Origin of the sequence: Chryseobacterium gotjawalense (assembly GCF_030012525.1) — a bacterium.
Classification (GTDB): Bacteria; Bacteroidota; Bacteroidia; order Flavobacteriales; family Weeksellaceae; genus Kaistella; species Kaistella gotjawalense.
Genome location: NZ_CP124855.1, coordinates 297,874 through 322,731, shown reverse-complemented (window position 1 = coordinate 322,731; position 24,858 = coordinate 297,874). Strand labels below are relative to the sequence as shown.

The window sequence follows — 24,858 nt, the reverse complement described above, 5'->3', positions numbered from 1 at the left end:
AATTTTAGGCTGTGATCGTTTCATTAACAATGAGTTCTACCTCTTTATTTATTTTTCGAAAATTGGTCATTAGAACTTCTTTCTTTCGGTCATTTCCTTTTTTGTCGATAAATGAATAGTAATTTGGCAGCGGGACATAATTATTTTCCTCGTTTTTAATTGCCTTCATATCAAGATTAATTTTCCCATTGATTGCCGATGTTTTATATTCTTCAGTGTTATTTTCTTCGCCTTGCGCAATCATCCCGACCATTTCCCCTGTTTTGAGCGCAGCGATTTTACCTGCAGGAATCATAAAATCCATTTTTTCATTAATACTGGTAGTCGTTCCTTGTTGTGAAATAGATTGTGAAAAACTTTTCTGTTTGATTTTCCCAAACATTTTCTCCATCCAATCCAATGTGTTTTTATCTCTTGCTGAACCTGAAAGAATATTTCCAACAATAGCGGAAATCGTATCAGCAACTTCTTTTTTGTAGAACTGACGAAGCTGCGGAATCTCTTGAAGTCCTAGTAAGACGGCAATCTTATTGCTTCTTGCAGTAGCCACAATATTGTCTATTTTATGAATGTAAATGGTCGGAAATTCGTCTGCGATAATTCCTCCCGGCAAATTATCTTTGGAATTGATAAGTCGCAATGTTCTATTTAAAACCGATGAATACAATGCAGAATTAATATCCTGTGTTCCTGGATCGGAAGCCAAAATTAGGATGGACGGATTTTCTTTATCCGTGATTTTCAGTTCTACTTCATCGCCTGAAAACACCCAAAAACTTTCTTTTGTAGCCAAACGGGAAAGGAAAATTTTCAAAGTCCCAACTTGTCCTTCTAACTGATCAAATGCTTTATTATCATAAGCTGTTTTGAAAGGTGAAAGCAAGGAATAAATTTCTTCGTTGGTAAAAAGAGTATCGAAAATATCTTTATAACTTCTATTCATAAAAGATAGAATATGAGGCAAATCAGAGTACTTCCCATTTTCGAAAGTCGCAAAAAAGTAGATGCAAGAAGAAAGAAAGTTAATCGCAGATTGAGTGAAAAATGCTTCCGAACCACCACCAGAACTTGAGCCTCCTTTTTGTAAAGATGAAACCATAGATTCTGCCATTTCTTGTGCTTCCGCTAAAGTTCGGATGTATTCTTTTTTAAATGGATTAACTCTTTTGGATTTCTCAACGTCATTCAGATTGATGACATGAAATTGATGTTGATAATTAGAATCCTTTCTCTTCTTTATGAGATAATGATAGTAGGCGATTTTGGCCAAATCAGGAAACTTGAAATCATAAATACAAAGACAAAAAACCTTATCAATCATTTGTCGGATTGCCGGATTTATAACTCCAAATGATTTTCCGGATCCAGGCGTTCCAATAACCATCGTTCCTCGAAACGGATTAATGTTAATCCAACCTTTGTTGGTTTTTTTATTAAATCGAAAGAGGTAAGGAATATTAATCGATGTGTCAGTTTTCACCAGTTCTTGATTTTGAGCAAAACTTTCTTCTTCAATATTCCAGCGGTCTTTACCCATTTTCTGTTGCATCAATTTTGAAATATTATCTGCACCAACTTGCGCTACCAATGCCCCCAGAAAAGATAAAAGTGTGTAAATAATTTGATAAAGATTTAATGGCGGAATTACTTTCGGAAGAGTATTGTTTCCAGCTTCAGAAATAAAAACAAGGGAAGAAAACATCAATGATAATCCGATGATAATTGGTAACAGAATTTGTTTACCGATATTTAAATCTATCTTTTTCTTTGCCCTTGTTCCTATTGCAACCAATGTAATAAGAATGATTGTACAGATTTTAGCATTTACAGGTGGGTAAAAAAGACCCATCTTCGCGAACTTTGTCAGAAGATCAGTTACAAATGGAATATTTGCAGAAAGAAAAAACAAAGAAGCACAATCCAATAAGACGATAAAATAAACCATCTTTTGGAAAAAGCTGTAGATCTTAATTTGATTTTGTTGCTCTTGCATGAGTGAAAGATTAGAGATTATAAGACTGGAGATTGAAGAGATTAAAAAGTATCAGCATTTAAAATGTCTGAATATTTCACGGTCATTTCGATGGCTCTCCCAGAGAGTTGTTCTTCCAAAAGTCGAATTTTCATCACTTTACTATTGGGATAAGTAAATTTTTTGAAGACGTAAATATTGTGGTAACTTTTCTTAAATTGTTTTTGATCGTATAATTTAAAAAGCGGATCAATGGCGATACTCTGATTATTGGTTGCCTTATAGATTTTTTTATCCTCTACAGAAAATTTAATCGCATCGATATCATAACCTAAATTGGAAGAATTTAGAAAAGTCATGTCCAGAAAGATGTAATCATTTACCACATAAACATTATTAATCTGCATCGTGAGTTTGAGACCTTTTACTTCTCGAATAGGTTTATTTAATTTGTTTTTACGCAGAATATCTAAAGAGAATCGATGCAGTTCCGAATTAGAGAATGCCATTTTAGGATATTCAAGCGGCTGCATATCTACTGGTTGAATTTGGATATTGGTTACAGCGTTGCTTTTAAAATCTAAATAATTGACTTTGTACTGAGCCATAAAAGATTGGCAAACGATGGTAATAACTCCTAAATTTTGTACATCAATATTTTTACGAATTGAAGTTGAATCCGTCCCATTCGCATCGGTTATTTTTATTCGCGCGATATTTTCAGCTGGCAAATCACCAGTGAGATTATTTGTTGATAAATCCACAAACTGGATAGGTTCTGGCGAAATAATATGGAGACTTACTCCATTTGAAATATCTAATTTTGCTAAATCTGTTACTCGTTTTTCGGGCATTTCTGTTTGAGCGGAAACTGATATTACTGCAAAAATTGATAATGCAAGAAGTAATATTTTCGATGTATTTTTAATCATTTTCATTTTGTTTAAGTTCTTTGTCATTAATAAGGAAGATGTAAGAGTTGTATTTCAGTTTTGCTTTGTTCTGACGGATCATGTTAGAAATGGTTGTAGAAGTCGAACTGAATAAACTGCTAAAAAGACTGGTAAAAAAGCTTTCTCCACTGCTATCCATTTGAGTTCCCTGTACAGAATTGGCACCCATTTCTCGGAGCATTTCTCTAAAGTCACTTTGTGGAACATACAATCCCTGCATTCCGTCCATGTCAAAAACAGAGAGATTTATGGGCAGAATTTCACCGTTATTTAAAATTGAAATCACATTCAAATTCACTCTCTGTAGAGAAAATCCTGATATTTGGCCATATAAAATAGACCCTTTGGTAATTTTATGTTTTCCAACATTGATGTCTTCTAAAAGTCGAAAACCGATTCTGCTTCCGAGATACCCTTTTAGATTTTCATCAATCACTGCTTTTATAAAATTGTTATCCTTTTTCTTCGAGATTGAATTGAAACTTGGATTCAATGATGACTTATTTACGCGAAGTGTTGAGTTTAAAAAAGCAGCCATCTTTTCTTTATTCTTTTTCAACTTCTTTTCAGAAGCCAATGCAGACTGATATTCCGGATCTTTTGCTTTTTCCAAAGAATCCATCATCAACATTTGTTTTCTTAACATCTTCACCGGATCATTCTCTTTTTCCTGTTTTGCAGCATTTAAACCTGATGGAGAATCGGAATAATTGTTTGCGTTTCTTCCTTGTCCATTGCTTTCATTATTCAGCATTCGTATCATTTCTGCGGAACGCTGAAAATCTTTTTCATCAGAATTTATTTTTGACTGTTGCTTGTAGTAACTACCCTTTCCCAAATCAGTTGAACTTCCATTATTAAGTGATCGAACTGTTTTAAGCGAATCGATATATCTTCTTTGGTGATCGTCAAGATTATCAGAATAATTTTGCAGACTATCTTCTTCTTTGTCAATTCCATCAAGCATTGATCTTCCATCTCCTTTTTTGAAAAAATCATCATAGGCTGCATTTTTCGATAATATAGAATCCTGCGTTTCTCCCAGATTAAGGGATAAATCTTGGGTTACTTTCTGTGGCTGTTTTTCTTTCCCTAAATAATTTGTCGTCTGATAGCCAAGAAAAAGGATAACTGGCAGAAGAATCAATGGGAAAATATATTTTGGCTGTTTAAAATTGAGTTTCTTAATGTCCATTTTTCAAAGTTTGATATTGATTGAACAAATATTCGATTCTGAGACTGTCACTTTTAGTTAAAGGACCATTTTCTCTTTTGTTTTTTAGTTGCTGAAGTTCCTTCACCACGCCACTCATTTTCTGTTCAGTTTTATCCATATCTGATTTTATCTGATCGCTTTTTGAATAAAGGTTTGGAATGTTATTTTTGAAGGAAAATTTCGGCGTGAAATAAAAATATTGAACGAAGATCAAACCAAAAGAAATGAGCAAGACAATCATTACGTAACCGTAAACTTGCTTTGGATGTTTCATAATCCAGTCCTTAAACTGAAGAAATTGTTCTTTAACGAGGTTGTATTTTTCAATGATCATTAGTAGTTGGATTTTGTTTTGTTAGACAGTTCGCTATTATCTAAAATTCTCCAGTTTCTCAGAAGAACACCATGAGGATTATTTGGACTTCTTATCATATCCTCAAAATTTCCCTCAGTAATTAATTTTCGAATGATTAGGGACTTTTTACGGTTGATCATCTGCGTACCGTAATAGATGAATTTTCTATTTGGTAAGTCTATTTTTATAGAATCGTTCCTTACTGTAACCAAAGAATTTCCAGAGATAATCTGATTATAAAATCCCTTCTCTCGCAGATTTGTATATTCTTTTTTTCCACTATCGTCAATGAGGTATAGAGATTTTTCGACGTTTTCCTTGATGTATCTGTCATCTGGTGCGAGGGTAAAAAATAAGCGGTGAAATAATTCGATCTGAGATTGATACTCCACTGGTCGGTTTAATAATTCGTCCGTTTGCTTGACCAAAATGGGAACACCGTTGTCAATCACATATAATGATTTTCGTGAATCTTGCACCATTTTGTAAGCCATCACAAATCCTGCAATAACAACGAAAACCGCAAAGAGTATCGATGCTATTGACACCGCTTTATTTATTTTTATTTTCTGTTCTATGTTTTTAACTAGCATGATTTAAAAGTTGTAAATATTAGACTTCAGATATTAGATTATCATTATTTTTTATTCATTTTACCGACCGCTTTTGCAATTTCTTTAGCCGCAACTACGGCTCCTGCAACTCCTCCTGTAGCTGCTGCTGTTGCTGTTCTCCCAATTGCTTTCCCTGCGCTTGCTACCGTTCCTCCTGCTGCTTTTCCTTTGCTCATAATTCCAGCACCGCCTGCGGAGACAATTGAATCGGAAATTGAAGGAACCATCAAAATTCCGATTCCGGTTATGATATAGGCAACAGCAGGAAACAGAGCCGTGTACATCATACCGCTATTTTGTACGTAAATCCGAAGTGTGTTCATATCTGCAACACCTCCTGAATCAATCATGAGTGCATATCGATCGAGCTCCATTTGATATCCCGACATAATCAATTGCTGACCAATATTGATAATCGTGTACGTGATGAAGCTGTAAAGATTAATATTGATGAATTTGGTAACCCAGTTATTAAAGGAGTTCTCAAATCCTGATATGAGGGACATTCCTACGGCAAAAGGACCCAAAACAATTAATATGTAACTCCATATTTTCTGAATAAAAAAAATCAGATAGGTACAGACCCGAAGAATGGTAAGAGAAACTGCTTCAATAATTTCTGATAATGTTTTTTGAATTTTAAATTCCATTTTCATATACCATTCTTTGGCTGGTGCCAGTAATTTGTCCATATCGATATCGAACCAACTGTCGTCTGCTTTTTTTTCTAACTTATCCAAAGTTTCTTGCTTGGCTTCCTCTTCTGCCTGCGTTTTAATAAGAATTTCTAAGATTTGATTTTGTTTTTTGAATCTTTCAACTCTCAAATCATTAGCATCTTTTTCGATGTCTTGAAAAAGAACGATTCCTGGTTCTGCCAAAGATTGTAGTGGATATTGAATCATATTGGTAAAAGCACCCCAATACATTAAAATAAAAGCAATGATTGTAGGACGGATCATCGGTGTTACTTCCCAAGGTCTTGCACCTTCCTGCATTTGCCAGCCCAAATAACCCATATAGCATAATGCTCCGAAACCACCAACTGCCTGTCCGAGCATTACCGCACCTGCCGACTGCGCTGCCATTGTTGTATCTAATCTTGTGAATGCCTCCATAAACCATTTCTCAAAAGCACCATCTCCTTTTAGAAATTGTAGCAGTTTGTTGTAACTTTCAGTATCGCCAGTTTGACTTAAAATGGGATCGGTATTTTCACCAAAAATTACCGTTGGCAAAAGGAATATTAAAAGACAGAGTGTTAGTGTTAAATATTTTTTCATGCTTTAAAATTTATTTTTATATTCAATCATCATTTTTTGAGCAATCGCCAAGTCATTGGATTTCCAATCAGATTCTAGTTTTGTTCTTGATTTCGTCAGAAGTTTTTTATAGTCGAGAAATAAATTATTTTTTTGCTCGAAAGCTCTTAACTGATTTTCAAATTTTCTCCACCCAAATAAGGTTTCGTGGTACATTAGGAAGCGTTTTCCACGTGGCATATCTAAAGTTCTGGAGTTACTATACTTATCTTTTAGTAGCGCAAGTTCTTTTTCGAGATGTGCAATTCCTCCATTAGCCAACATATTTTGATACGTTTTATCGTCCTTCATTTGCCACTGGATATAATTTTGAGGATTCTCTGGAAACTCTTTCAACGGTCTGAGCATTCTTTTATAATAAAGCAACCAAAGAGGATCGGCTTCAACAGTTACAGAAGTCCAGTGAGCAAAATCTTGTACGTTTCTAGTATATAAAGTATCGATTTGAAGTTTAATTTTCTCAGCTTCTTTTCTTTGAAATTCTAACTCAGCGAATCTTTGAACTTCTAATCCGGTTGGTTTCAATGGTCGAATGTCTGCACCATCCTTGTATTCCCTATTTCTAGCTGGAGCGAGCCAACCCCAAACGGTGGCATAAGCGAAATTGGTTTGTATTCCTAAAAAGTATTTTGGATAGGGACGAAAATCTCCCCATGATTCAAATACCATTCTCTTATTGTGCGCGACAATTGAAGGATCATTCAATCTTTTGACTTGCCCATAGCCTAATGAGCTTCCAACAAAAATTGTAAGAAAAAGTAAAATTCTTTTTGTATAACTTTTCTTCATCGTATTAATTAAAAATGTTTTGGTAATAGATCATGATTTTTTTAACAATAGCTTTATCAAGATTTACATAAGTATTAATGGTCGGAATTTGATAGATATATGGAATTTTCTTAGCGTTTTTCAGCCTTATTTTAATACAGATCAGATAGCCATTTATCATTTGAGCTTTGGAAGAAAGATTTTGAATGAGTACTTGGCGATCGTAAGGATCCATTAGAAAATCGTTTTCTTCATGAAGTATATCCTGCGTCAATTCTGTTTGCATTTTAAGGAGTTCCTGTACAGCTGCTATGTAAAATCTGTTCATTAGAATAGCATATTCAGGATGTTGAGCAGTAAGAATGAGAACGTCATTTGCATTTTGACCGATTTGTACAAAAGTTTTAGATAAATAATAAAGTTGCTTTCCTTGCTTAATTGCTGAATTTATATTGGTCAATTTATCATAGATGAATTCCTGAATGGCAACTACTTGGGCAATTTTTTGATTGATATCGTTGTATAACTTTTTCTGCTTTTCATAAGAGTTTAGAAAGGACTCATTGCTCGCCAATCGAACCACTTGATTTTTGGTCAATTGCGCTAACAGTTGGTCGTTTATAACAATAGTTTGTCCTTCTATAAAAGTTAATCCTGCTATAACAGTAAATAGAGCTAGTATTATTTTTTTCATGTTCTTACTATTAAAAGTGATTGATAATTTGTTCTACAATCTGTTTGTCCTTATTGATATAATTGAGGACAACAAACTTTGTCCACTCCACTTTCCGCTTGATGTCTCGTATCGTCATCAACATAAAAAAGGAATCTCTTCGAAGTCTTGTAACTTCCTCCAAAGCATATTCTAACAAAATTTTTCGTTCGGATTTTTCCATTTGATTAATTGCGCCATAGGAAAGAACAATACCCGTTAGTAATCGCACAATCATTTGCATATCATCAACAAATTTTATTTCTGCAGGCAAAACAACAATGAGTGAATAAGGAGCGGTTTGGATTTCAGTAATTATCTTCGATTGAATATCTTGTATTTTCTGACTTTCTATAAAAATGACATAACCGGTGGGAATGGCCTGCATTGCAAAATCAACAGTTCTCAATCGGTCTTGAATTTTAGTCGTGGTTTCCTTAAACTTTTCCCATTGTTTTTTATTGATTGCTTCGGTTGCTAAATTGGTGTCTTGCCAATTTTTCATTTCTTTTTGTCTTTCATTTTCCTGCATCGTGTGCCGAATCTCTTGGTTCATCATCGGAAATGAAACATTCTCTTTTTCCCACGGAGGAATCGAATTTCCTCCGGACGAAGTAATTAACAGATAAACTGTTGGAAGCATTATTGAAAGAAATAGTCTTTTTTTCATGGTGCTTTTTTTAATATTAAAATCTGCTTTTATAAGTCCACATGATATTTTGTACAATGCTCATATCAGTATTGATGTAACCTTGAAAAGGATTAATGGACTGAAACCATCCTAACCTTATAGCTCTTTCAATATTCAGTTTGGTAGAAAGCAACCATATTTTAAGCATTATTACATTTTGAGAAACCGAAAAAAGTAGTTTATAACGATCTCCTGCAGTGGCAAGATTTAATTCTCCCGGCTTTAATAAGTCTGTCACATCTGTGGTCAATTTTATTACCTGTTCGTACGCTTTTTGAGAGGCCTTAACTCCAAAAACAGCATATTGCGGTTTGTCTTTTGTTAGAATTAAAATATCACTTGAATACTGTAAACAGCGGTCCAGTTCGTTATAAATCCCTACCACCTGTACTCCATTTTTCAATGTTCCAGATACCTCATTCAAACCTTTTAGAACTTGGTTTTGAACATTATTTGCCACCACCATCTGTGTTCCGACCCAAGCTTGAGCTTGTTGTAGTTTTGTTTGCTCCGTAATTGTTTTTTCCTGTTGATTTTCAAAATTGTCCGAATATAATTTTAACGCAAGTGTCGTCGTCACATCGATGTAGGTATTTTGTGCTGAGACGAAGTTTCCTAAGATCAACAAAAGTGTAAGGCTAAACTTTTTCATAACCGTGCTTTTTAGAATTAATGAGTTCTTTTAAATTCAATCCTCGATCTCGCAGTTCCTGCCCAATTATTTTTAAAACATTTGGGTCTTTATTTGCCTTTCTTATTTTCTGGTAATAGACCAAAATATTTTCATCAAGAGGTTGCTGGTAGAGATTAACCAATCCAACCATATTTTCCATTTTGTCCTCCAGTTCATTAAAGTCTTTGATGAAAAGTTGGAGCGCTTCATCATAATTATCCAATTGATGAACATAATATTCAATGGCAATTTTCTCGGATTTCTCTGTCGTATAGGTTAAATATTGCTCCAGGGAAACTTCATTTCCATAGACTTCTCCTTTCGATCCTCGTTTCAAATAAAATTCCTTGAACCGACTTCTTCCGAACTTATTATTCAGATTATTAATGGTGAAAATTTTGTTTTGTTCTACTTTGTTTAGTGATAGCAAAGAGGCGATTTTATCAAAATTATCTTTGAATTTAGTCTGGTCTAATAGGATAAAAGTGTCGGAGTTATTAATGATAGAATCTTTCACAACGGTATTGCCAATAATATCATCAAGTTCCTGAGTTACCACGACCGCTTCACCCCAGAATTTCCTTACTGTTTTGTACAGATAAAGAATGTAACCTCCCATTAATTTGGAAGCAATTGCTTTCCAAGCTTCTTCAATGATGAGTGCTTTTCGTCGGTCTTTTCTCAATCGCATTTTCTGAATAAACGTGTCCATAATAATCAACGTTACGATCGGAAAGAGTTTCGGATTGTCTTTTATATTATCAATCTCAAAAACAATAAAGGGCTCATCAAACAGACTTTCGTCTGCTCTATTATTAAGTGTGGCACCATATCTTCCACCTTTATAAAAGTCTTTTAATACAAATAAGAAGGTTCTTAGTTTGAATTCACTTTCATCAATTTTGTGCTTTTTATTATTGAGATAAATCGGTAAGAACTGATCACAATAGTCGTAGAAACTGTTAAATGATAATTCTGCAAACGCAAGTTTATTTTCTAACTCAACAATTCTTTTGATGAGCGTTTTTCGTAGTGCATCGTTCCATTCTTCATTATTCTTCGGTCTTTTTATTACAGAGTTAGCCATGGTCAAAATGAGTTGCGTTTCGTCATAAACCTTTCTTCTTTCTTCATCATTTAAAGTTTCATAAGCTTCAAAAATTTGAAAAAATTTCGAAGAATCGTAATTCGGATTATTTAAATTTTTATCAGGATGATAAATCTGAATCATTTTCCTTCCTTGTTCTCTAACATCAGCTGTAGAAGCATCAAAAGGAATTTCCAGAATGTCGTAATAGGTTTGACGTTCTTTAATTTCGTTTTCAAAATCAGCATGAATATCCTCTTCGTGAATGTTGTATTTTCGTAAGTATTGAAATAATTCTTCAGCACTTTTCTCTTCGCACCAATTATTTCCACCATTAAAAAACTGATGGTAATAGGACATTAATACATTGTCTAAAATAGATTTTTGAGTGGAACTCATTGACTCGTCTGCACCTTGCCAAATCAAAAAAATAAGATTGGTTAAAAATTCAATTTTTTCGATGTTAAACTCCTCTTTATCCATCAAAAAAGGATTCATTGTAATTGGCTTTTCCTCTGTATATTGAATATATCTTCCACCCTTGTACGCACAAAGACCAGAATAGGAATCGCCGGTATCTACAATAATTACGTCATAATTATAAGTAAGATATTGTTCCACGATATTGTTCATCAAAAAAGATTTACCAGAACCGGACGGACCAAGTACAAACTTATTTCTGTTATTTATTCTGCCGGTTTTCATTGGTAAATCTGATGGGTCAATTTTTAAGGGAACGCCTTGTCGATCTGTGAAGCGCAAATAAAAGTTTGATTCTTCGTTTACGGGATAACTTTCTTTAAAAAAAAAACAAAGCGCAGCTTCGCTTGTAGTTGTAAATAAATCGTATGATTTCAGTTCCACTGCATTTCCGGGAATGCAACATCTAAAAAGCTCAAGTTGATTGTAAGAATTTTGGGAAACGATAATTCCTTTCATGAAAAGCTTATTTTCAATTAAGGATTGTGTTTCTTCCATTTTTTCAAGAGAATCTGTAGAATAAGAAATGGAAAAATGGGCATCGACGATGAGTTGACCATCCATCGCTATATTATGAAGCAGTTCATCAATTTCTTCTGCAACGATGACATTGGACGGTGAATTATTTGCGACACCTTCATGCTTTTTTTTCTTTTTTTCTAACTCACGCTGTTTTGAAGCTTGATGAGGAATCGAAATAATTTGATTGTAAACGATGGTTTTGTAATCGTCTAATTCATTGATAAAAGAAAAATTGTCAACTGCTGTTTCTGAAGCAGAACCGTTGCCACCTAAATAAGAATAGGTTTCAATTTCTGAAGGTAATTCGATTTTTTCTATGTCTACGAAACTGATCGTTTTAACAAATTTATTACCGATGTTAAGATGTTCATGCGTGGCTTTAATGTTATCAAAAGAGGGTGTTTGAGCAAAATTCATTGTTAAAATTCCACTGATATAATGTTCGAAATCCTTTTCCTTTAAAAACTGGGGATCGCAGTCATTTTGAGTCAGAAGCATAAAGATTTTAAGGCATTTATCTCTTAATATTTTGTACGCTTTTTCAGAAAAATTGTATTTGGTTTTCTTTGTATTTTGATCTAATATATCCGAAAACAATAAAAGGGTATCGATGGTTTTGAACATCCTGCCTTCAAAATGGTCGGAATATTTTTGTTGTAAAAATTCATTTGATTTTTCAGCAGTATATTTTTGTTTACTGAAAATGTCAACCTTCTGAACAATATGATTTTCCCCAATGATCGCAACAACTTGATTCAAAACCGTATGAAATTGTAGATAAGCTTCAGGGTCAGCAGAATATTGTTCTACATTATTTTTGATTTGTATTCCGATCACAGGATTGCCGAACTGACCGATGAGCACATCAAAATTCCAGTTATTGTCTTTCCCGTAATCATACCCGATAAAAGGAATATCAAAAGTTTTTTTCTTTAAGTTCATGATTTACTTTTTTTGGTAAAAGTTTTACATTTCTGAATTTTGTCGGAATAATGTGCAATTCTTCTTCGTTCTTTGTTTTGTTATAAAGTCCTTTGCTAAGAAGAAAGTATCGCAACTGTAATAAGTCCACCAACGGCTGAACCCATCGCGAAGTAGATATACTTGTCTTTTAGTCCGAAAAATATAAGGGGCTTTTTCAACCCCTTATAAAGGAAATATCCCATTAGAATATTGCCGCAATAAATGTTGGTACCAACAAAAGGAAAATACAGGCACCTCCCCAACCAACAATTTCTTTGTTGATGTCTTGGTCTCCATTCGTCCATTTGTTGTAAATCCTAATTCCTCCGACCGTTCCTACGATGGCACCAATGGCGTAAATCAGCAATCCCAAATCGGTGATATAACCGGAAATAGTTGAGGCTGCTGCACCTAAAGCAGCACTACCACCAGATTGTGCAAATGCAGGAGTTAAGGACAGAACAATCGCAAAAACAGTTATTGCTCTTTTCATCATTTTGTGTTTTTTGAGTTCTTGATTCATCATTTTAAAAAATTAAGGGTTAAAAAAATATTATTGATTTACATTGCGGTTGATTGATAAACCTTGAATCCATCGATGTTCTTAATTAATTGAACATTGGTTTCAGCTAGATTTAACATCTTCTTCCACCGGTCACTATTTAATTTTTTGATTGCTAAATTCACCGCTTCACTTTGTTGGTTCTGGATTCGTTCATCGTCGTTTATTAGGGGATCAAGTTTCTCTTCGAACTTTAGTTTGGGTATTTCAATTTTTTTTTCTTTGGTTGGTACTATAACTTTTTCATCGTCAAACGCATCAATGTTTTGTTCAGATTCAAACCGCTCTCTCCAATGATCCATATTTTGCCTTTCTTCTGACAGCATTGTTTCAACTGGTAATTCACGTTTAGTAAATGATTTTGGGGTATTTAGATTTTCGACATCCTCAATTCCTATGGTTTTGACATTGACTTCGTTTAACTCTTCAAAATCAAGTAAATAAAAGTCTTCATTCTCTTCAGAATTTACGGCAGACTCCTTTTTAAGAAAGAGGTCATATACGATATTCCCGATGTAGTAAAGAATATAAAGAGCGAGTAGAATAATGATAAATTTTGTCATTTTTTTTAAGTATTTTCCGGTAACATTTGTTTATTAAAGCGAAATTTCTAAAGATTCGTTGATCTGATTAATGAGTTCATCCAATGAATTTTTAACTGCATATTTTTGATGATTCGTTAGTTCTCTTGTACAGATTGTTTGTAGACAATTCCTTTTAAACACAGGATTCTTTAGTAGAATACCATATTTTATTATTTCTGAATCCATTCCTTCTTGATTAAGGTATTTATAGCCTTTATCATATTTTGAACGGATAAAAATGCGTTCTGCCTGACTTTCTAACTGACCCAATACATTCACAAAAACTAAAGTTGATTTTGCAGAGACATCAGAATACTCAAAAGGGATAATGATGAAATCGCTATAAATCAATAAATCGGTATATTTTTCATCAAGCGTTCCTGCCAAATCAAATAAGTTGATGTCATCACTTTCTTTAAGTCCAATAATGGTTTCAAAATCGGAAAACGGCTGCTCCACTTCCTCCTCTATAATTTCTACTTCGTAAAGCTTTGGAAGATTCAGAGCTTCATCTTCCTTCCATTTGTGGTAAAATGATTTTTGAAAATCAAAATCAAAGACATTGATTTTTCTTTTTGAAATTGTCGAAATGTAATTGGCAAAAGCTATAGCAAGCGTAGTTTTACCAGTTCCTCCTTTCTGAGTTGCAAAAGTGATAATCATTTTTCTGTTTTTATTTTCTACGTTTTCGTTTCTTTTTAAGTTCATTTTCAGCAGGGTCTTTTGCTGTTGTCGTACTCTTCCCCAATTCAAATAATATTTCATCTACCGCTTTTATAATTTCAGTTTTTTTATTATTTTGATTTCGGTTTTCGATTTCCATATTAAAAACACCTTCTGCATTGAAATATCTTTGGTATTCATTTTCTCCCAATAGTAATCGAAGTTCTTCGATATAATGGAACCTCGTATGAATTGCGTACCTATTTCCGTCTTCACTTTTTAGTATTGAAATATCTTTTTTCTCATCATTTGTGTTTTTGTAATTCCTGATAAAATCTTTTACTTCAAACTGAACTTTCCGATAGGTTTCCAAATCTTTTTTTCCTCTATTTTCAAAAAGCATAAATTCCTTGATTTCTGCTTCTGGATATTTTTTGTTTAAAAATTCGAGCAATATTTTTTTCGATTCCAGATTTGGAATGTTATAATCTTTTAAGATTTCAAAAAGCTTTTTATCAATTTTATAGGAAGTAAATTCAATCAATTCATTCATTTTTAACACTTCACTTCCCTTATATACCTTTCCTGATTTGTGGTCTATCAAGGTGTATCCAAAAGGTTTCAAATCATCTTTTTGATGAAAAATAACATCAATCCCAAAAACGTCTTTCAACTTTTTTTGAAGTTCACTTTCAAATTCAGTTTTCATTTTTGAATAATTTTCTCGATGAGCAAATTTTTCATCTGGTAGCATTGATTCTTGCCGTCTGTTATCTTCCACTTTAAAAACCTTATTCGAATAGATTTCTTTATATTTTATCAAAATGGCTTTGATTTGATTTTTCCTGTTGTCATTTTTTTGGTTGTCGAAAATGATTTGGTTACCATTTATAGTTTTCTGTTTCACTCCGTTTTTTAAAATATCAAGAGTGTTTTCATCTCCCTTATTTTTCACCATTTTGTAACCGCTTCTTTCGAGTAAAGTTTCCAATTGGCTAAGAGAACCGATTTTATAATTCAACAATTTGTTTAATTTTTCATTCTCATTTATTCCGTATATTTTCTCCATCACTTGAGCCAGCGCTTTTTGTGATTTTAGTTTTTCATAGCTATCATTAATCTTCTTCCCGGTTGTTTTGTCTACTCTTGTAGTAACCAGATGCACATGGTTATTATCGGTATCATTATGAAAAACTACTGTAAATGGCTGTTTTCCGTAACCCATTTCATCCATGAAATTCTCTGCAATCTCCGTCAACTCCTCTTTCGAATGTTCCTGAAATTTGGTCGAGATCATCGCATGAAACTGAGGTTTTAGTACTTTTTTATTCCCAACTGAAATCGCTCTCAAATAATCTCGGACTTGCTCTTTTTTACTGGACTTATTAATGAATGATGGGAAATTTTTCATCAGCATTAATTCTCCGCTTCCCTTGTCTATTTTCTTGTCGTTGTAATTCACTCCCGGAAAACTTGAACCTGCCGCAGCCATTATTTTGATGATCATTTCGAAAGCATTGCATAGATTTTTTCAAACATTTCATTCTGCTTTTCTTTCAGTTTAGAGATGATTTTCAGCTCGTTTCTGAACTCATCAAATTCAGTTTTAGAAATAAATTTTTGACTGTTTACAATTTTCGCCAACTGATTGATGTTAGTTTCTATTTTTATAAAAATGTTATCCTGTTTTTCAATGAACGCTAATACTTTTCTCCTCTCGTCATCCAGAATCCTGTTCTCAACCGAATTGATAATTAAATTCGTCAAGGAGATGTTTTTTTTCGAACAGATTTTTTTCCAGTTTTCCTTTCTGTTGGTGGAAATTCTGATTTTGATATAATCGTTCTTTTCCGAGTTCACATCTTCTATCACTCAACTACATTCAGATAACTAATCGGGAAAGTGGTCATACCTTTGATGGTTCCATTAAATTTTTCAATTTGATTTTTCCAAAGAAGAAGATTAAAATCGACATTAGTTAATGAAATAATGCCTTGCTCGATTCCTAAAACATTGTTGGTTGAGCTTCCACTTACCAAAATATTTACTATTGAACCCGTGCTTCCACTTGACATAAAACCTAAATCCTGCAAAGGCTTACTGAGGTTAAGTGCGACATAATTTGAATTGATGGTTGCTGTGCAATTAATGCTGACATCCAAATAACCCACTGTTCCGATTCGTCTTGCATCAATCTGTCCAGAAATTCCAAGACCTGCTGTTCCTAATCTGTATAATTTGTATGAATGAGTATATTGGCGGGGATTTGTTGGGTATGGAAGCTGGTGATTCCAAAAGGTTTGTTCGGAAAGGGTATTTGCAGGAAGTGTTTCGTCCAAAACGATAAGCGCATCATAATAGCGAGGTTCATTTAGAACCTGAACCCAATACGTTCCGTTGAAAAAATAATAACCTTCCTCCACAACGTGAATGACTTGTCCCAAAAAATTTGTTGCAGGTTGGATGACGTAGACGATAGCTCCTTTTTGAGATATTGCATAATTTTTTTTGGCAAGTTGGTCGCCTGTAATTTTGGGTGGAATAATACCATCGAAATGATTGATTGCATCTGGCTTGCCAACTACTTCCAATGTAGTTTTGGGCGACGTGGTGTTGATTCCGACCTGAGCTTGAAGCTGGAGATTAACAACCAGCATTAAAAAATAAATTATTCTTTTCATTATTTTTGTTTAAAATTTCTACTGCAAAATTGAAGTAGAAATCTTAACAAAACAATAGTGTTCATCGGCAGTGGGCTACATAGTACGAGTTTGGAATACTCTGTATTTTGAAAAAATTAAAAAAGAATAATCTGGACGAGTATGGAAATCTAAACCAATTTTACTGAAAATAAAAAAACAAGTTCCGCAGTTTTTTTCCCTTTTTGCAAAAAAAGCAAGATCGTCTTAGTTCCCAAAACTTGAAAAGTTTGTGGGTACAAAGACACATCTTGCTATCAAAAGAACGCAGATTTTTTGGAGTTCTGAAAAGTGGTTTATGGTATTGAGAATCAGTAAGTTTTACTATATTACCGATTTCAATAGAAAAGTAGCAAAATGAGGTTTAAAATTCAGATAGAGAAAAAATTATTGCTTACAAAGTGAAAATTAACATATCGTACTGTAAATCAAATAGTAATAATTTTAACCTGTGTGCTTTTTACGCAGCTTGCTGTATTCATTTTACACAGGTAGCTGTACTTATTCTACTCACGAACCTATGCTTATTTTACGTAGGTTTTAAGAATGTGACCATGCTTTATTTGACACAGCTTTTATCGTTATTTTGACCTTTGCCTCTTTTTCCATAGTTTGGAGAATGACCTTGTACTGAATTATTCAGGTTTAGGTAAAGATTTGTATTGTATTGCTGAGAAAAATTAAATTTGAAGAGTAAAATAATGGCAGGATCACAACAATTTTGCTAAATTTGGAAAGCAAAATTCACAATGAAAAAAAATATTTTACTCCTTTTACTCAGTCTATCTTTAAACGTATGTTTTTCGCAGAGTATAAAAGGCTTCCGACTTTCAGATTCTTTGAAAGGAAAAAGTTTCGAATATTTAGAAAATACATTTGATAAAACATTAAAAATTAATTCTAAAAAAGCGGAAATATATGCTAATTCTGTTTTATTAAAAGGAAAAAAAGGAGGTAATGAAAACAAAGTTGCAGAAGGTTATCTGCTTTTATATAAAACTACATCCGATCCTTTGTATTTGGATAGTATGATAATGATCTCAAAAAAAGTTCAAAATTTTGATAACATATCACGAGGTTATTTACAGAAAGGAAATTATTACTACTTCAAATCAGATTATTCAAAATCTTTAGAAAATTATTTATTCGCAAGGGATTTTTCTAAAAATAATAAAGACATCTCCCATATCATCAATTTTAATATTGGACTGCTGAAACTAGAGTTAGACAGTTATCAAGAGTCACTAAAATTATTTTTAGATTATAAAAAATATCTTGAATATAATAATCTAACCGTTCGGAAGGACTACATAAGTTGCTTATATGCTATTGCATATACCTATAGTAAAATGGATCAACTTGATTTATCGGATTCTTTTGTCAAGCTTGGATTGGAAAAAAATTCACTAAAAAATAATAAAAAAAATTATTCAAATCTATTATTGGTTTCTGGTATAAATTCTTATAAAAGGAAACAGTATGATCAAGCAATAAAAAAATTAAAAAATGTTTCTAAACTCATTAAGGATCACTCTTACAATGCTCAAAATTTAGCCCTTAGTGAATTTTATATTGGAATGAGCTTGTACGGGAGTCATAACACCCACTTTTTAGATAAATTTAAAGTTGTGGACTCCATAATTATCAATACAAATGATGTCACTTCTGAATTAAGAGATCTATATCCTATATTAATTGAACATTATAAAAAAACTAATGATAAAGAAAATCAACTATTATATATTGAACATTTATTAGATGTTGACAGTATTTTAAATAAAAGCAACCATATTCTTTATACAGAACTAAATAAAAAATATGACACTCCAATCTTGTTAAAAGAAAAAGAAAAATTGATTTCTGAGTTAGATTCTAAAAACTCTATACTATTTTGGATTACTGGAATAATTGGACTGATTTTAATTGTTTTCTTATTCCTTTATTATAAAAACAATAAGAAAATTAAATACTATCAGCAGCAGGCAATTCTTTTGACAAAAAATCCAGAACCGATTATTATAGAAAAAAAATCTTCTATAGTTGATAATAAAGCACCTGAAAAAATTAAAAAAGAAATATCAAAAATAACCCTTTCAGAAGAAATATTAGAAAGTCTAAATTTAAAATTTAAACAATTTGAAGAAAGCAAAGATTTTTTAAATAGAAATCTAACTTTGGATAGCTTGTCAAAAGAATTTAATACCAATAGAGATTACCTTTCTAAAGCAGTTAATGAATTAAAAGGTAAAAATTTTTCGCAGTACATTAATGAACTAAGGATTAAATATATTGTTGAAGAATTAAAAATGAATCCAAAACTTCAAAACCTCACTATAGCTGGAATAGCTGAAGAAGCGGCGTTCAATAATTCAGAATCTTTTACAAATTCATTTAAAAAAATTACCGGGACGTTACCCTCATATTACATCAAAGCCTTAAAAACTTAAAGTGTGAGGTTTTACAAAGTATTAATTTTCAGCAAATTATATTGTAGAATTCCCGAAATTGATCAATCTTGGGAATTTAGTTATACAAACATTCATATTATTCACGTCTTTTGTAACATTAAAATTAAATAAATATTATGAAAAAGAAACAACAAACACACAAAAAGTTGTCTTTAAACAAATTGCAAATAGCAAAAGTGAATAATCCTAGAACAATAAAAGGAGGGTATCAGGAAGGTAATACCGGTTATACAGGCGATACAAAAACAGATCCCACAGAAACAAAATAAAACTTATGATTATTAACAAAGTAAGTGTTCTATTAATTTATTTATTATTTGGAATAATGGCAAAAGCTCAGGTAATGCAGCCGAAAGCACCCTCAATTCCAAAAACTGATATTTATTATGGCATTGAAATAGTTGATAATTACAGAAATATTGAAGATTTAAATGACTTTACAACCAATAATTGGCTGGAAGAACAAACACAACATTCTAAATCTATTCTCGAAAAAATTCCAAATAGGGAATATTACATCAATAAAAGATTGGAGTTTGACAATCGCAAATCATTTTCTGTAGATAATATTAATGTTACAGAAAATGATTTTTATTTCTACTTGCTTAAAAAGCCAAATGACAAATCTGCTAAACTATTTTATAGAAAAGGATTTGGCGGAAAGGAAACAGAACTTTTCAATCCGGAAAATTTCAAAATTGAATTACAGTCTAATTTCATAATTAGCTATATCCAACCCAATTATGATGGTTCCCAAGTGGTTATTGCTTTAACGGAACAGGGTAAAGAAATTTCAGAAATGATAATTTATAGTGTAAAACAAAACAAATTACTCCCTTATAACATTACCCATTGTTGGCCTTCTGACAGTGGTGGTATTTCTTGGCTTCCGGATAATAACAGTTTTATTTACTTACATTACCCCGTTGTTGATCCTAAATCGGATTTGTTTTTGAAAAATATGCAATCTGTGATCTATACAATAGGAGAAGATCCTCAAAAATTAAAACCCATATTCTCTAAAAGTAACAACCCAGATTTAAAAATAAATTCCGAAGATTTCCCACGTGTAAGTTTGCCAATAAAGGATAGTGAATATCTGTTTGGAGAAATATCTGGAGCTACAAGTTTTAAAGACACCTATTATATACCGGCTAAGGATATTAATAATAAAGTCAGATGGAAATTTTTATTTGGTAAAGATGAAAAAATAAGCGATTTCATTATTAAAAAGGATAAAATAATATTTCTTTCTGAAAAGAATGGAGTAAATGCAATTTATGAAACTTCTTTAGAAAAACCAGATTTTCAAAGCCCAACACTTCTTATTCCTCCAATTCCTGATGAAACGATAATCGAATTATATAGCATAAAAGATGGTTTTGTTTTCAGCGGTTCAAAAAACGGAATAGAAGCGAAACTTTATCTTTATGAGAAGGGAAAAATTGAAACTTTAATCCTTCCTTTTCCAGCAGGAGATATTTCTGTAACTACTAAAAATGAACTTTCTAATGATTTTTGGATTGTTTGCAGCGGATGGAAGAACGAAGCAGAAAGATTCAAATATAATTATTCGGAAAAAAAATTCTTGAGCGAGAATTTTTCTCCGGTAATTCAATACCCAGAATTTAATGATGTAATTGTTAAAGAGATTACCGTAAAATCTTATGATGGCTTAGACATTCCTTTTACATTAATTTATAAAAGTGGTATTCAAAAGAATTCAAATAATCCATTACTTATAGATGCTTATGGTGCTTACGGAACCAGCATAAGCCCATATTTTGCTAAAACTTATTTACTGTGGGTTTTAAATGGCGGAATTGCTGCTGTCGCACACGTAAGAGGAGGAGGAGAAAAAGGAGAACAATGGCATGAAGCAGGTTTTAAAGAAACAAAACCTAACTCCTGGAAGGATTTAATTTCTTGTGCTGAATTTATGATTAAAGAAAATTATACGTTTCCAGATAAAATAGCAATTTGGGGAGCGAGTGCAGGAGGAATAACAGTAGGAAGAGCAATGACAGAAAGACCAGATCTCTTCAAAGCAGTAATTATTGAATCCGGTATTCTTAATCCTTTAAGAATTGAATCTATGCCAAACGGATTAAATAGTGTTAAAGAATTTGGTAGCATAAATAATGAAGCTGGATTCAGAGGATTACTTGAAATGGATGCGTTCCAACATATAAAAAAAGATGTAAATTATCCTGCAACATATATTATGAGCGGAATAAATGATCCAAGAGTTTCGCCTTGGATGCCTTCCAAATTTGCAGCAAAATTACTTGCAAACAATACTTCTAAAAATCCCATTCTGTTGAAGATTGACTATGAAGGTGGACACGGAGGAAGTATTCCCTTAGCCCAAAGATATTCTAATTTGGCGGATATTTTCGCCTTTGCATTTTGGCAATTAGGGCATCCGGATTATCAGATAAAAGAAAATTCTAAAAAATAAATGTCCCAGTTTCCTTATCATTTTTTTGACAATTTTATTGTCAGAACACCTATTTTTCCATATAAAGAGTTTCAAAACTTGTTTTCAAATACAGATATAAGTGATGAAGAATTCCAAAAAATTTGGGACAATGAAATTTTTAAAGAAGCCATTTATCTGGCTTCTCCTTACCTGCACCAGCAGCTCGAAAAATCAATAAATGATAGATTTTCATTTTCTTTAAAGCAACATCATAAACTCAAAAACACAATTCTTAAATATCATAATCGAATAAATACACGATGTACTCCTTTCGGTTTATTTTCCGGTGTTGCTTTAGGAAAATTTAATAATCAAGATACCTTGTTTGAAACATATGATAATTGGAAAAAAGTACGAGATACTAAACCCGATATGCATTTCTTACTTTCATTATCCAATCATCTGATTTCTATTTCGTTTATAAAAAATCGAATTTTGTTTTGTCCCAATAATAGCATTTACAAGGTGGGGACGAAAATACGATATATGGAATACGAAAATAATGATGGAAAGAGAGATTACATCATTTCCTCTGCTCCACTTTCAGAAGAATTGGAAAAAATATTGAGTTTTTCTAAAAACGGAAAAACCATTAACCAGCTTGCTTCTATGCTTATTAATGAAGAAATACCCCATCAAGAAGCGTTCGAATATATAGAAGAGCTCATAGAAAATCAGGTGCTCGTAAGTGAATTGGAACCCAATGTTGCCGGAATTGATTTTTTGCAATTAATTATTTCTGTTTTAGACAGAATCGGAGCAAAAAAAGAAAAAGATATTTTGTTTTCCGTGAAAGAAAAAATCGGAGAATTGGATTATCAGTTGGGAAATCCTATTTCTATTTATGCTGAAATTGAAGAAATCATTAACTCATTAAAAATTGATTACGAGCAAAAATATCTTTTTCAGACCGATCTTTACTTTGAAAATGAAATAACATTATCTTATCACTGGAAGAACGAATTAAAAAAAGGAATTTCTTTTCTAAATAAAATTACTCATCTTAATAATAAAGAGACTCATTTTGAAAAATTCAAAAAAGCATTTTATGAAAGATTTGAAAACGAGGAAGTTCCCTTGTCATTTGTTTTAGATACAGAAGTTGGTATTGGTTATCGACAAGATATCCAAACAAAAGGCATTCATCCTTATATTGATGATATAATCTTACCTGTTTCTAAAGAAAAACAGGAATTAAATATAAAGCTACATCCTTTTCAAGTTATTCTCAATCAAAAATTACAAAAAGCTTACATCGAAAGAGAATCTATAATAAATCTTTCTGATGAAGACTTCAAAACTTTCGAAGAAAATTGGAATGATTTGCCTGATACAATGTCTTTTATGACAGAGATCATTTCAGAAAATAACCATGAAAAATTGTATTTGAATAGTGGAAGTGGCAACGCAGGACGATTGTTAGCAAGGTTTTGCTCTGAAAAATCAAATATTAAAGAATTAGTACAAGATATTACCCAAAAAGAGGAAGAGCTTAATTCTAATAAAATTTTAGCAGAAATTATACATCTTCCAGAATCCAGAATTGGAAATATTCTTAGGCGTCCGAAAATAAGAAATTATGAAATCCCTTATTTAGCGAAATCCCTTCTACCATTCGAAAATCAGATTACAGTGGATGATTTATATATTTCAATGAAAAATGACAGAATCGTATTGCGTTCTAAAAGATTGAATATGGAAATAATACCGTCTCTCACAAATGCGCACAATTACTCTGCCAATAGTTTACCCGTTTATCATTTTTTGAGTGATCTAAATTCCCAAAACATGAGATTTGGATTGCGTTTCGATTGGGGCGGATTGACTCATATTTATAATTTTTTACCACGTATAGAATATGGAAACATTATTCTCTCAAAAGCGAAATGGAAGATAAGTTTAGAGGAAATTAACTTACTCTTATCATTATTAAACAATACAGATCAACTAAGAAATGAAATAAAAAGCTGGAGAAATAAAAAACAAATCCCGCAATGGATCCAATGGGTAAAGTCCGATAATACTTTGGTAATAAATCTGGAAAATGAAGATTTATTATTTATGTTCTTATCTTCTGTTAAAAATGAGAAAATAATTGTCATAGAAGAGTTTTTATACAATGAAAAAGACAATTTTACTCATCAGTTTATATTTCCGATTCATAAAAAACAGCTCAATTAATGGCAATTAGAAAATTTCTTCCCGGAAGTGAATGGCTGTATTTTAAAATCTATGCAGGGGTAAAAACCTCGGATATTATTTTGCAAGAAGCAATAATTCCTTTAGTAAATTTTCTATTGAAAGAAGAACAACTTATTATCAAATGGTTTTTCATTCGCTATAACGACCCTAAACCTCATTTGAGAATCCGTTTTCAACTTGTAGACAATAGCAACTATGAAAGTATTTTGGAAAAAGTAAATCATCAATTAAAAGATTTTATAGATTCAGGAGAAATCACAAATATCATGATAGATTCTTATAAACGAGAACTAGAAAGATACGGAGAAAATACAATTGAATTTGCTGAAGTATTATTTTGTAAAAGCAGCGAATTGGTTATTAATTTTTTGGAGTATAATGATGAGGAAAAAATTATTGTCTCAATGTTCTATATTGATAAAATACTTTCTAAACTAAAACTCTCAGACGCTGAAAAATGCGCATGGATAAGCAAATTCAATAATTCATATAAGAAAGAATTTAATGCGGATAAAAATCTGAACACTCAATTAGATATAAAATTTAGAAAATTTAAACCGGATTATATAGATTTTGTTAAATCTGATGAAAATGCAGAAATAAGAAATCTAATTATTTTAAATATTGAAAAAAGTGGAGTCTCGATCGAAAATATAGTTTCAATTCCATTTTTATCTGATTTTTTTCAAAGCATCTTTCATATGCATATTAATAGAACTTTTATTTCTAATCAACGATTGTTTGAGATGATTATTTATGATTATATAAATAGGTATTACAAAGCCCTTATTAACAACAAAAAGTACAGTGGAGAGATCAGGTAAATTATCGATATTTATCAATTTCGATATACTTTTTATCTTTTCCTCA

The 24,858-nt window shown here is 32.1% G+C and carries 22 protein-coding genes; 5 read left to right on the top strand and 17 right to left on the bottom strand.

All coding sequences use genetic code 11. From position 1 onward, the window contains the following. Positions 1-4: 4 nt before the first annotated feature. The 17 genes from QGN23_RS01450 to QGN23_RS01365 all read right to left on the bottom strand — a co-directional run bounded on the left by QGN23_RS01450 (position 5) and on the right by QGN23_RS01365 (position 16,818). Positions 5-1,993: a type IV secretion system DNA-binding domain-containing protein gene (locus tag QGN23_RS01450; RefSeq protein WP_282905261.1), complete on the bottom strand. Its 1,989-nt coding sequence runs from the start codon at positions 1,991-1,993 to the stop codon at positions 5-7. A 41-nt stretch (positions 1,994-2,034) separates the two neighbouring features. Then, on the bottom strand, positions 2,035-2,904 hold the full coding sequence (traN, locus tag QGN23_RS01445) for a conjugative transposon protein TraN (protein ID WP_282905260.1): 870 nt from the start codon (positions 2,902-2,904) through the stop codon (positions 2,035-2,037). Beyond that, positions 2,897-4,120, bottom strand: a complete 1,224-nt coding sequence (gene traM, locus QGN23_RS01440) for a conjugative transposon protein TraM (protein ID WP_317622313.1) — start codon at positions 4,118-4,120, stop codon at positions 2,897-2,899. Before traM ends, traN begins: the two co-directional genes overlap by 8 nt. Further along, on the bottom strand, positions 4,110-4,475 hold the full coding sequence (locus QGN23_RS01435; RefSeq protein WP_282905259.1) for a hypothetical protein: 366 nt from the start codon (positions 4,473-4,475) through the stop codon (positions 4,110-4,112). Before QGN23_RS01435 ends, traM begins: the two co-directional genes overlap by 11 nt. Beyond that, positions 4,475-5,089 (bottom strand): conjugative transposon protein TraK, encoded by a 615-nt coding sequence (traK, locus tag QGN23_RS01430; RefSeq protein ID WP_282905258.1) that lies wholly within the window; start codon positions 5,087-5,089, stop codon positions 4,475-4,477. The genes QGN23_RS01435 and traK overlap by 1 nt, the downstream gene beginning before the upstream one ends. 44 nt (positions 5,090-5,133) lie before the next feature. Beyond that, complete coding sequence (locus QGN23_RS01425) at positions 5,134-6,393, bottom strand: hypothetical protein (protein ID WP_282905257.1); 1,260 nt, start codon at positions 6,391-6,393, stop codon at positions 5,134-5,136. Between the two features lie 3 nt (positions 6,394-6,396). Then, positions 6,397-7,221, bottom strand: a complete 825-nt coding sequence (locus tag QGN23_RS01420; RefSeq protein ID WP_282905256.1) for a hypothetical protein — start codon at positions 7,219-7,221, stop codon at positions 6,397-6,399. Between the two features lie 4 nt (positions 7,222-7,225). Further along, complete coding sequence (locus QGN23_RS01415; protein WP_282905255.1) at positions 7,226-7,894, bottom strand: hypothetical protein; 669 nt, start codon at positions 7,892-7,894, stop codon at positions 7,226-7,228. A gap of 10 nt (positions 7,895-7,904) precedes the next feature. Further along, a complete protein-coding gene (locus QGN23_RS01410) occupies positions 7,905-8,582 on the bottom strand; it encodes a hypothetical protein (protein WP_282905254.1) in 678 nt (225 codons plus the stop codon). Positions 8,583-8,598: 16 nt separating this feature from the next. Beyond that, positions 8,599-9,255, bottom strand: a complete 657-nt coding sequence (locus QGN23_RS01405) for a hypothetical protein (protein WP_282905253.1) — start codon at positions 9,253-9,255, stop codon at positions 8,599-8,601. After that, complete coding sequence (locus QGN23_RS01400) at positions 9,242-12,307, bottom strand: TraG family conjugative transposon ATPase (RefSeq protein ID WP_282905252.1); 3,066 nt, start codon at positions 12,305-12,307, stop codon at positions 9,242-9,244. The genes QGN23_RS01405 and QGN23_RS01400 overlap by 14 nt, the downstream gene beginning before the upstream one ends. 223 nt (positions 12,308-12,530) lie before the next feature. Next, complete coding sequence (locus QGN23_RS01390; RefSeq protein ID WP_396127337.1) at positions 12,531-12,824, bottom strand: DUF4134 family protein; 294 nt, start codon at positions 12,822-12,824, stop codon at positions 12,531-12,533. A 65-nt stretch (positions 12,825-12,889) separates the two neighbouring features. Then, on the bottom strand, positions 12,890-13,453 hold the full coding sequence (locus QGN23_RS01385; RefSeq protein WP_282905251.1) for a hypothetical protein: 564 nt from the start codon (positions 13,451-13,453) through the stop codon (positions 12,890-12,892). 33 nt (positions 13,454-13,486) lie between these two features. Next, positions 13,487-14,137: a ParA family protein gene (locus tag QGN23_RS01380; RefSeq protein ID WP_282906419.1), complete on the bottom strand. Its 651-nt coding sequence runs from the start codon at positions 14,135-14,137 to the stop codon at positions 13,487-13,489. Between the two features lie 10 nt (positions 14,138-14,147). Continuing rightward, a complete protein-coding gene (locus tag QGN23_RS01375) occupies positions 14,148-15,644 on the bottom strand; it encodes a relaxase/mobilization nuclease domain-containing protein (RefSeq protein WP_282905250.1) in 1,497 nt (498 codons plus the stop codon). Continuing rightward, positions 15,641-16,009, bottom strand: coding sequence for a hypothetical protein (locus QGN23_RS01370; RefSeq protein WP_282905249.1), 369 nt, complete (start codon positions 16,007-16,009; stop codon positions 15,641-15,643). The genes QGN23_RS01375 and QGN23_RS01370 overlap by 4 nt, the downstream gene beginning before the upstream one ends. Then, positions 16,006-16,818, bottom strand: a complete 813-nt coding sequence (locus QGN23_RS01365) for a hypothetical protein (protein ID WP_282905248.1) — start codon at positions 16,816-16,818, stop codon at positions 16,006-16,008. Before QGN23_RS01365 ends, QGN23_RS01370 begins: the two co-directional genes overlap by 4 nt. 767 nt (positions 16,819-17,585) lie before the next feature. Here QGN23_RS01365 and QGN23_RS01360 point away from each other — a divergent pair. The 5 genes from QGN23_RS01360 (at position 17,586) to QGN23_RS01340 (ending at position 24,812) form a co-directional block, all read left to right on the top strand. After that, on the top strand, positions 17,586-19,283 hold the full coding sequence (locus tag QGN23_RS01360; RefSeq protein WP_282905247.1) for a helix-turn-helix domain-containing protein: 1,698 nt from the start codon (positions 17,586-17,588) through the stop codon (positions 19,281-19,283). A 137-nt stretch (positions 19,284-19,420) separates the two neighbouring features. Next, positions 19,421-19,573, top strand: coding sequence for a class I lanthipeptide (locus QGN23_RS01355; protein WP_282905246.1), 153 nt, complete (start codon positions 19,421-19,423; stop codon positions 19,571-19,573). 5 nt (positions 19,574-19,578) lie between these two features. Continuing rightward, a complete protein-coding gene (locus QGN23_RS01350) occupies positions 19,579-21,765 on the top strand; it encodes a prolyl oligopeptidase family serine peptidase (protein WP_282905245.1) in 2,187 nt (728 codons plus the stop codon). Next, positions 21,766-23,967, top strand: coding sequence for a lantibiotic dehydratase family protein (locus tag QGN23_RS01345; protein ID WP_282905244.1), 2,202 nt, complete (start codon positions 21,766-21,768; stop codon positions 23,965-23,967). Further along, positions 23,967-24,812 (top strand): thiopeptide-type bacteriocin biosynthesis protein, encoded by an 846-nt coding sequence (locus QGN23_RS01340; RefSeq protein ID WP_282905243.1) that lies wholly within the window; start codon positions 23,967-23,969, stop codon positions 24,810-24,812. The genes QGN23_RS01345 and QGN23_RS01340 overlap by 1 nt, the downstream gene beginning before the upstream one ends. Positions 24,813-24,858 lie beyond the last annotated feature (46 nt).